At 67.0% G+C, this 9,335-nt stretch carries 10 protein-coding genes and 1 pseudogene; 3 read left to right on the plus strand and 8 right to left on the minus strand.

Features of this window, described 5'->3' with window-relative positions:
• Nucleotides 1-16 precede the first annotated feature (16 nt).
• A complete protein-coding gene (locus AO684_RS10020; RefSeq protein WP_054302599.1) occupies nucleotides 17-886 on the minus strand; it encodes a DMT family transporter in 870 nt (289 codons plus the stop codon).
• 99 nt (nucleotides 887-985) lie between these two features.
• Nucleotides 986-1,858, minus strand: a complete 873-nt coding sequence (dapA, locus tag AO684_RS10025; RefSeq protein WP_054302628.1) for a 4-hydroxy-tetrahydrodipicolinate synthase — start codon at nucleotides 1,856-1,858, stop codon at nucleotides 986-988.
• A gap of 214 nt (nucleotides 1,859-2,072) precedes the next feature.
• Between dapA and AO684_RS10030 the strand changes: the two genes are divergently transcribed.
• Nucleotides 2,073-4,013 (plus strand): lytic transglycosylase domain-containing protein, encoded by a 1,941-nt coding sequence (locus AO684_RS10030; protein WP_054302600.1) that lies wholly within the window; start codon nucleotides 2,073-2,075, stop codon nucleotides 4,011-4,013.
• 4 nt (nucleotides 4,014-4,017) lie between these two features.
• Here AO684_RS10030 and AO684_RS10035 read toward each other — a convergent pair whose 3' ends face one another.
• The 3 genes from AO684_RS10035 to AO684_RS10045 form a co-directional block, all read right to left on the minus strand.
• The gene (locus tag AO684_RS10035) at nucleotides 4,018-4,446 is read right to left on the minus strand and encodes a PACE efflux transporter (protein WP_054302601.1); all 429 of its coding nucleotides are present in this window, start codon (nucleotides 4,444-4,446) and stop codon (nucleotides 4,018-4,020) included.
• Between the two features lie 150 nt (nucleotides 4,447-4,596).
• A complete protein-coding gene (locus AO684_RS10040) occupies nucleotides 4,597-5,559 on the minus strand; it encodes an NAD(P)-dependent alcohol dehydrogenase (protein WP_082400868.1) in 963 nt (320 codons plus the stop codon).
• An 83-nt stretch (nucleotides 5,560-5,642) separates the two neighbouring features.
• Nucleotides 5,643-6,521: a DMT family transporter gene (locus AO684_RS10045; protein ID WP_054302603.1), complete on the minus strand. Its 879-nt coding sequence runs from the start codon at nucleotides 6,519-6,521 to the stop codon at nucleotides 5,643-5,645.
• 151 nt (nucleotides 6,522-6,672) lie between these two features.
• On the opposite strand from AO684_RS10045, the gene AO684_RS10050 reads away from it, so the two are divergent.
• Both AO684_RS10050 and AO684_RS10055 read left to right on the plus strand, forming a co-directional pair.
• Nucleotides 6,673-7,464 carry an NYN domain-containing protein gene (locus tag AO684_RS10050; protein WP_054302629.1) on the plus strand — a complete coding sequence of 264 codons (792 nt, stop codon included), beginning with the start codon at nucleotides 6,673-6,675 and terminating at the stop codon, nucleotides 7,462-7,464.
• A gap of 62 nt (nucleotides 7,465-7,526) precedes the next feature.
• Nucleotides 7,527-8,231 (plus strand): NYN domain-containing protein, encoded by a 705-nt coding sequence (locus AO684_RS10055; RefSeq protein WP_054302604.1) that lies wholly within the window; start codon nucleotides 7,527-7,529, stop codon nucleotides 8,229-8,231.
• Here AO684_RS10055 and AO684_RS10060 read toward each other — a convergent pair.
• The 3 genes and pseudogenes from AO684_RS10060 to AO684_RS21810 form a co-directional block, all read right to left on the minus strand.
• The gene (locus tag AO684_RS10060) at nucleotides 8,228-8,836 is read right to left on the minus strand and encodes a TetR/AcrR family transcriptional regulator (RefSeq protein WP_369814587.1); all 609 of its coding nucleotides are present in this window, start codon (nucleotides 8,834-8,836) and stop codon (nucleotides 8,228-8,230) included. The two genes, AO684_RS10055 and AO684_RS10060, sit on opposite strands and share 4 nt — an antisense overlap.
• Before the next feature lie 61 nt (nucleotides 8,837-8,897).
• Nucleotides 8,898-9,071, minus strand: a complete 174-nt coding sequence (locus AO684_RS21805) for a hypothetical protein (RefSeq protein WP_161806006.1) — start codon at nucleotides 9,069-9,071, stop codon at nucleotides 8,898-8,900.
• Between the two features lie 64 nt (nucleotides 9,072-9,135).
• Nucleotides 9,136-9,335: pseudogene (locus tag AO684_RS21810) on the minus strand (ABC transporter ATP-binding protein); the annotation flags it as partial.

Genomic DNA, 9,335 nt, shown 5'->3' on the forward strand with positions numbered 1-9,335 from the left:
CCGGTCACACCCCGGATCAGCCACGCGCGGAGGCCCTGCCGCGCAACAGGGTAAAGACCCCGGCGGCCACCACAATCGCGGAACCGATCAGTGTCGCCGCATCGGGACGCTCGTGGAACACCACCATCCCCAGCACCAGCGCGAACAGCAGGCGGGTATAGCGGAACGGCGTCACCACACTTACCTCGCCCGTGCGCATCGCCACGGTCAGCGCCCAGTAGGCAAAGACCCCTACGCATACCGCGCCCGCCAGTTCAACCCATTGCAGCGCGGCCGGAACCACCGCGCCGCCCTCCCACAGCAACAATCCCGCGCCGGTCGGCACCATGGCGGCAAAGCCGTAGATCCCGAGTTGCAGATTGCTCAGCACCTTCGGCGCCGCCCGCGTCGCCAGATCGCGCCCGGCAAAGCCCAGAAGCCCGGCAACCGCAAGAAGCGAGGCGGCGCTGAACCCCTCCAGCCCCGGCCGCAGGATCAGCAGAACGCCGGCCAGCCCGACAAGAATGGCCGACCAGCGGCGCCAGCCCACCCGCTCGCCAAAGATCAGCGCGGCCCCGGCCACCACCACCAGCGGCGTCGCCTGAAGGATGGCACTGGCGCTGGACAGTGGCGTCAGCGCGATGGCCAGCGTATAGAACAGCCGCCCGCCGACCTCGAAGCCCGCCTTCCACAACATGCGCGGCGCGACCACGGCAGGATGCCACAGCGCCTGCCCGGCCCGCGCGGTCAGGGCGGCAAAAGCCAGCATCCCGCCGGTACCGAACAGCATCAGCACCTCGCCCACCGGCACCCCTGCCCCGGCAACGCGCTTGAGCAGCATGTCCTCAATGGCAAATCCCAGCATGGCCGCCACCATGAACAGACTGCCGCGCAGATTGTCGGTCATCCGTGTCCCCTCGCGTCAAAAAGGCCCCGCAGGTGCAGGGCCTTTATCCTGGTCCAAATATCCCGGGGGCGCGCCGCAGGCGCGGGGGCAGAGCCCCTCTTAGAGCAGCCCCGCGTGCTCCATCGCCGCACGGATGCGCGCCTTGGTACCATCGGTGAGCCCGACCAGCGGCAGACGCACCTCCTCGCTGCACAGACCCAGCAGCGAAAGACCGTATTTGGCCCCCACCAGACCCGGCTCGATGAAGATCGCCTCATGCAGCGGCATCAGACGGTCCTGATACTCCAGGGCCCTGGCATAATCACCGGCCAGCGTCGCTGCCTGGAACTCCGCGCACAGACGCGGCGCCACGTTCGCCGTGACCGAGATGCAGCCCACGCCGCCATGGGCGTTGAAGCCCAGTGCCGTCGCATCCTCGCCCGAAAGCTGAATGAAATCGGCACCGCAGCTTGCGCGCTGCTGGCTCACCCGCTCAATCTTGCCGGTGGCATCCTTCACGCCGACGATGCGCGGCAGTTTGGCAAGCGTGCCCATCGTCTCGGGGGTCATGTCCACGACGGAGCGGCCCGGAATGTTGTAGATGATGATCGGTAGCGCCGAGGCATCATGCAGCGCGGTGAAATGCGCGATCATCCCGGCCTGGGTCGGCTTGTTGTAATAGGGCGTCACCACCAGCGCCGCATCGGCGCCCGCGCGTTCGGCATGCTGGATCAGGCCGATCCCTTCGGCCGTTGCATTCGACCCTGCCCCGGCGATGACCGGAATGCGGCCCGCAACGGTTTCCACCACGATCTCGATGACCCGGCCATGTTCCTCGTGGCTCAGCGTCGGGCTTTCGCCCGTGGTCCCCACCGGAACCAGCGCGTTGGAGCCTTCGGCGATATGCCATTCGACCAGCTTCTTGAGCGTTTCCACATCCAGCTCGCCGTTCTTGAACGGCGTGACAAGGGCAGGCATGGACCCTTTGAACATGACACGCATCTCCTGAAGCTGGGGCAGACTCGCCCGGTTGAACGCCTTTCCTCTAGCGATCCCTGCGGCAATTGCCAAGGCAAAGCGCAGCGCCCCGCCCGCCTGCGGGCGGCAAAATTCTTGCGAAGAATTTTGGGCGGCGCCGGGGCGCCGGTCGCCGCCGCTGGCGTCGAAGTGAATTGCCCCTGCCGCGCGCTTGCGGCAGGTTCGGGGCATGAAGCGCCTTCTCCTTGCCGCCAGCCTCGCCCTTGCCCTGCCCGTCGCCACCCCCCCCGCCGTGGCGCAAGCCGACACGCCCGGCGCCCTGCGTCTGGCGCTGAACGAAGCCGGGCGCCGCAACTGGCCCGAGGCCATGCGGCTGGCTGCCAGTACCTCCCCCGTGGGTCGCGACATCATCGAATGGCAGCGGTTGCGCTCCGGGGATGGCACGCTGACGGAATATGAGGACTTTCTCGCCCGTCGCCCAGACTGGCCCGGCCTGCCCTATCTGCGCGAAAAAGGAGAAGAGGCAGTGGCGCGGTCCACCACGCCCGGCCGGGTTCTGGCCTGGTTCGGCAGCCACCTGCCCGAAACCGGCACCGGCAGTCTGGCCGTCATCAGCGCGTTGCGCGCCAGCGGCCGTGCACCCGAGGCTGAGGCCGAGGCCCGCCGTGCCTGGACCGACCTGCCGCTGACGCCCGAGGACGAGGCGGCGCTGCTGGGTCTTTACCCCGGTCTGACGACTTTGAACGCGCAACGGCTGGAACGCCTGCTGTGGGACGGCCGCGCCGCCGAAGCAAAGCGGCTGTTGCCGCGCCTTTCGCCGGACTGGCGCGCGCTGGCCGAGGCGCGGCTGGCCCTGATGGCGCGCGACACTGGCGTCGATGCCCGGCTGGCGGCCCTGCCCCCGGCCATGGCGGCCCATCCGCTGATCGCCCATGCCCGCATGGACTGGCGCATCGCGCGCGATCTCTGGCCCGAGGCGACGGCGCTGATGCTCGACGCATCCGCCAAGGCCGAGACGCTGGGCCGCCCCGAGGCCTGGGGCAAGCGCCGCGCCCAACTCGCGCGGAAGCTTCTGCGCGATGGCGATGCGAAATCGGCCTATCGCATCGCGGCCCGGCATTATCTTACCTCGGGCGGCGATTATGCGGATCTGGAGTTCCTCGCGGGTTTCATCGCCCTGCGCAGGCTGGGGGATGCACAGACCGCCCTGGGGCATTTCCGACATCTGGAACAGAATGTCGCCACACCCATCTCGGTCTCACGCGCGCTTTACTGGCAGGGCCGCGCGCTGGAGGCTTTGGGCGATCCCGCCTCGAAAACCGCCTATTCCCGTGCGGCCACGATGCAGACCGCCTATTACGGGCAGCTTGCCGCCGAACGCATCGGCCAACCGCTCGACCCGGCGCTTCTGGCGCCCCTGCAAGCACCCGACTGGCGCAACCGGACCTTTGCCCGCTCCAGCGTGCTGGAAGCGGCGCTTCTGCTGTTCAACGCAGGCGACCGGACGCTGGGGAAGCGGTTCATCCTGCATCTGGCCGAAAGTCTGGGCCCGCAGGATACCGCCAGCCTCGCCGATCTGGCGCTGACCATCCACGAACCGCATGTCGCCGTGCTGATCGCCAAGCAGGCGGCCGAGCGGGGTGTGATCCTGCCCGCCGCCTATTTCCCCGTACCTGATCTGGTTCCGGCCGAAGGGCTGGCGGTATCACGCGCCTTCGCGCTGGCCATCGCGCGGCGGGAAAGCGAGTTTGACCCGGCGGCGCAAAGCCCGGTGGGCGCGCGCGGGCTGATGCAGCTGATGCCGGAAACCGCCAGACGCACGGCAGCCGAGATCGGGCAGCCCTACGAACTGGCGCGGCTGACCTCCGACCCGGCCTATAACGCCACGCTGGGATCGGCCTATCTGGCAAAGCTGGTCGAGGAATTCGGGCCATCCATCGCGCTGGTCGCCTCGGGCTACAATGCCGGGCCGGGGCGTCCGCGCCGCTGGATCACCGAATTTGGCGACCCGCGCAGCGATGCGGTGGATGTTGTGGACTGGGTGGAGATGATCCCCTTCACCGAGACCCGCGCCTATGTGATGCGGGTCGCGGAATCGCTGACTGTCTATCGCGCCCGCCTGCGCGGCAGCCCCGGCCCGATCCGCCTGATCGCCGAGCTGAAGGGCTGAGGGGTCAGTGCCCCTCGGCCCATTCCGGCAGCGGGAACAGCCGGTCATAGCCCCAGTTAAACGCCCAAGCGTAGACCATGTAGAACAAAGCGAAGCCCAGATCGAGCAGCAGCGCCTCGGTCAGGCTGACGCCCAGCCACCAGGCGATGAAGGGCGCCAGCACCGCCAGCAGCCCCAGTTCGAACAGCACCGCATGCAGGATGCGCAGACCCGGCCCCTTGCGGGTATCGCCGCGCCGGTGGTGCAGGATCAGGTCGAACCCCCAGTTGTAAGCCCAGGTCCAGATCACGGCCAGCGTGGCGCTGCCCACCGTCACCACGCCCACATGCGCGGCGGGCATGTCCAGCAGCAGGATCGCCAGTGGCGTGACGATCAGAAGCCCGAGGATTTCGAAACTCAGCGCATGGCGCAAACGGTCACGGAAGCTGCGCATCTTGCGGCCCTTTCCTTTCGGGCGGGCCGTCCCGCGATGTAGTTCCCTGGAAGGGCCGTCCCTTCCCGGCGCAAGATAACCTTCCCGGCGCACGGGAAAAGGGGGCCGGGCGAGGAAAACCGCAGCGTGACCTTCCGGCAACCACCCTGCTCAGATGGTCAGATCCAGCACCACGCTGCCGCGTTTCGCGCCGCTGTCCGCAATCGCGTGTGCCTCGGCGATACGTTCGAACGGCAGAACGCAGTCGATGACGGGGCGGAAGTGCCCGCGCGCAACAAGATCGGCCAGGGCTTCCAGATCGGCGCGGGTTTCACCGGCCATCCCGACATGCAGCTTTTGTCGCCGCAGCGCATTGCCCACGGGCGCCAGCATGCCGCCCAGCCCGGCTGCCACCATCAGCAGCCGCCCGTCTGGTTCCAGCAACGCGCGGGCAGTGGGGCGCGGCAGGTCCATCGTATCCAGTACCACATCCCAGCGCCGTGCCTCGTGCATCAGGGCGGCCGGGTGAAACGGCAGCGGCTCGGCCCCCAGCCCGGCCAGCAGCGCGGTATTTCCGGGCCGGGTCAGGGCCGCGACCCCGGCCCCCAGCGCGCGACCGATCTGCACGGCCGCTGTGCCGACAGCCCCGGCGCCACCAATCACCAGCAGTCGCTCCCCCGCCCGCAGCCGCGTTACACCCCGCAGAAACGTCAGCGCCGTGGTGCCCCCGAAGGCCATCGCAGCGGCCTCATGCAGGCTCAGCGCCCCGGGTTTGCGGATCAGCGGGCCGTTGGCCGGCAGCACGGCATAATCGGCATGAACACCGCCGCGCGCCATGCCGACCACCAGATCGCCTGGCGCAAAGCCCGTGGCGCCCGGCCCCAGCGTCTCGACCCTGCCGCAGAACTCGGCCCCCAGCACCGGCTGACGCGGGCGGCGCAGGCCGAACAGCACCCGGCCCAGCACCCCCATCCCCGGTGGCATCCGCATCGCGCGGATGCGCGCATCCCCGGCGCTGACGGTCGTCGCCAGAACACGGATCAGCACCTGCCCCGGTCCGGGCACCGGCACGGGCCGATCCTCAATCCTCACCACTCCGGGGCCGCCATAGTCCCGACATATCGCTGCGCGCATATCTGTTTCCCTTGCCTGTCGCGGGCAGAGGCTGGGCAGGCAAAGCCCGCAGGGCAAGTCGGCAGGGGGTTGAAATCCGGTCTTTATTCCGCAGGTTTAGTCACGGCACGCTCGCGGGCCGAGATGTAAAGCGCGCAGGCCATCAGGATGCCGACGCCCACGAAGGTCCACAGATCCGGGAAATCGCCGAAGAACCACCAGCCCACGGCAACGGCCATGATCATCTCGGTATAGGCCAGGGGGGCCAGCAGGCTCGCCTCAGCCCGGTCATAGGCCATGACGATCAGGTAATGGCCGAAGGTCGCCACGAAGCCGAGGGCGAGGAACAGCGCCCATTGCGCAGGCGTGGGCGCCTGCCAGACCGGGATCACCGCAAGGCTGACGGCAATGGCGCCGATCAGGCTGGTCTGGAACGTGGTGACCATCGCGTGATCGCGCCCCGCCATGCGCCGGGTGATCAGCATGTAGAGCGCAAGGCTCGTCCCTGCGGCAAGTGCCAGCAACATGCCCGGATTGACCGCCTGAAAGCCGGGACGGATGATGACCAGCGTACCGATGAAACCCACGGCGACCGCAGCCCAGCGGCGCGGCCCGACCCTTTCGCCCAGCACCAGCGGCGACAGGGCGGTGACCACCAGCGGCTGCACGAAGAAGATGGCCAGCGCATCGGCAATCGGCAGAAACTTCAGCGCGAAGAAGAAACAGAAGGTCGCCCCGATGAGGAAAGCCGTGCGCAGCGCATGCATCCCCGGCCGCGAGGGCCAGAGCCCCCGCATCCCGCCGATCCGCGCGGCGAAGGGCGCGGTCATCAGCGTGCCCATTGCCATGCGCGCCCAGACGATTTGCAGGATCGGCATGCCCTGCTGACCCAGTGTCTTGGCCACCACATCCAGAAACGGCAGCACCGCCATTGCCGCCAGCATCAGCCCGATCCCGGCCAGCGTTCCGCGTCCCTGCTCCATCCTGTCCTCCTGCCCTCGCCCGGTGCAGGGTCGCGGGATTTTCCGTGTGTTTCCCGCCTGATGGCGACCTTGGGCAAGGGAAACCGGCAAATCCGCTTCCCCTGAGGCGCCGAACCTGTGACAATGGTTGCAAAAGAACAAGAGGACCATGATGCCCGAAACCAGAACTCCCCGCCTGTGTGTGCTGATCGACGCCGACAACGTGCCCGCCGGCTATGCCGAAGCGATTTTCGAGGAAATCGCCGCCCTGGGCGAAGCCAGCGTGCGCCGCATCTATGGCGACTGGTCGGCGCAGCGTCTTGGCGGCTGGGCAAAGAAGGTCGCGCGGCTGGGCATGGTGGCGGATCAGCAGTTTTCCAACACCAAGGGCAAGAATGCCTCGGATATCGGGCTGGTGATCGCGGCGATGGATTTCCTGCATTCGGGCCTGTTTGACGGGTTCGTGCTGGTCAGCTCTGACAGCGATTTCACCCGTCTGGCCGCGCGCATCCGCGAACAGGGTCTGGATGTTTACGGCATCGGCGAGAAGAAAACGCCCGAAGCCTTCCGCATGGCCTGCAAGCGGTTCATCTATGTGGAGAACCTCGGGGCCGAGGAAAGCGATGACAACACGCCCGAGCCACGGATAGACCGCGCGCCGGAGCCTGTGGATACCACGCCCACCGATACGCCGGCCGAACCGCGCGCTCCGCGCGGCAGGCGCGAGACGGAATCGCCGCAAAAGGCCATCCCGCTGATCGCTGCCGCGATGCGCGCCATCGACCCCGAAGGCGAATGGTATTCGCTTGGCCAGATCGGCCAGTATATCACGCAGGCCAATCCCGATTTCGACACCCGCACCTATGGCAGCGCCAAACTGTCGGACCTGATCCGCAAGATCTCCAGCCGGTTCGAGGTGAAACCGGGTCCGGGTGGTCAACTGCTGGCGCGCGACCGCTCCTGATCCATCGCCATGACAGGGCCATAATCGGCGACTTGACTGGCTGAAACCAGTGCGAGTCTCCGATGAATGCCTTGTCCCCCGAACTCATGGCGACCCATACCTCCGGTCGCGCCCGTGTTGCTCTGCTGGTCGATGGCGAGAATCTTGGCGACCGCCATGCCGGACCATTGATCATTCAGGCAGCAAAACATGGTGCGGTGACGGTTAAGCGGGTCTATGGCGATGCGGCCAGGCTGCCGCGCTGGGACGCGGCGCCGGGTTACCGGCTGATCCATGCCGGGCGGGGCAAGAACGCGGCCGATCTGCTTTTGTGTATCGAGGCCCTGGCGCTGGTGCATGACCGGCTGGCGGATGTGATCGTTCTGGCAAGCAATGACGGCGACTTCAGCCATATCGCCAGCCACCTGCGCGAGCGCGGCATTCCGGTCTATGGCATGGGCGAGGCTACAGCACCAGAAAACTGGCGCAAAAGCTGCACGGGGTTTGTGGAGTTGAAATCTGCGCCGGGACCGACACAAACACCCGCGCCCAAGCCAGCGCATGTCCTGCCGGCCAACATTCCTGAAGCCACCCTGCTGAAGGATGTAGAAAACTTGCTGCGTGACAGCGCATCGGGTGGTGCCTTGCCACTGACCAAAATCGGGCAGGAGCTGAAGGGCAGATTGAAGGCCACGGGGCACGCAAGCTGGGGCAAGTTTCTGTCTGCCCATTCCGACCGCTTCAGGCTGGACAAGTCCACGCCCGGCGGCAGCGTCCGGCTGCTCTAACGCCCCCCGTAGCGCGCCAGAAACATCTCGACCGCGCCCGAGACCACCTTGTCGGCCTCCTGCGGCGGACAGCAGGCGGCGACGCCGAAGATCGTCTGTTCGTGCAGTGTCACCTTGCACAGCGCCGCGAACTGGTCGGCGGCGAAGGCCAGATCGTCGATCTGCAACTCGCCACGCTCCACCGCCTTGGCGAGGTATTCCATCAGCCGCTCCCGCACCAGCACAGGGCCGGAATGGTAGAACTGATGCCCCAGTTCGGGGAAGCGCTCGCTTTCCGCCACGCAGATGCGGAACACCTTCTGTGCGAAATCGGACATGAGGAAGGCGACCATGCGCCGCGCCGCCTCGGTCAGCACCTTGTCGACAGGGGCGTTCTGGTCGATCAGCTCCACCGCCTCATCGGCCTGACGGCGGCACTCGCTTTGAGCCACCTCCATGAACAGCAGACGCTTGTCGGGGAAATAGCTGTAAAGCGTCGCCTTGCTAACCCCCGCCTCGCGGGCGATGTCATCGACCGAGGCACCCTCGAATCCGTGTTGAAGAAACACGTTTCGGGCGCCTTCCAGCACCTGATCGAACTTCCGGCCCTTACGGGCGCGCGGCATTACCTGGCTTTCCATCACACCAGAGTAGACGAGCCGACCGGGCGCCCGCAAGCACCGGCGCTCACAGACCCTGCGAGCAGGTCGCGCCGCCGATGGCCACCGGATCGGTGCAGGATTGTGTGACGGGCGGCGCCGGGTCGGGGAAGGTCAGGCGCGGCAGGTCGAAAGGCGCGCCCCCCGCAGCGGCGAGGGTGGGCAAGGCGGCAAGGCAGATGGCGGCAAGGGTCAGGCGCATCAGGGGCTCCACAAACTGAACGACTCGGTTCACTTTGCGAAAGTGAACCGAACTGTTCAGATTTTCAAGCCCCTTTGGCAGATAATCGCAGCACCGGCCCCGCTGCTGCGGTCGCATCTTCGGGATCATGCGTCACCATCAGCGCCGGAATACCCCGTTCAGCGATATGGGCGAAGGTGAAGGCGCGCATTTCAGCCCGCAACCCGGTGTCCAGCCGCGAGAAGGGCTCATCCAGCAAAAGCGCGGCGGGATCGGCAAGCAGCG

This window comes from Gemmobacter sp. LW-1 (genome assembly GCF_001303875.1).
GTDB lineage: Bacteria > Pseudomonadota > Alphaproteobacteria > Rhodobacterales > Rhodobacteraceae > Gemmobacter > Gemmobacter caeni.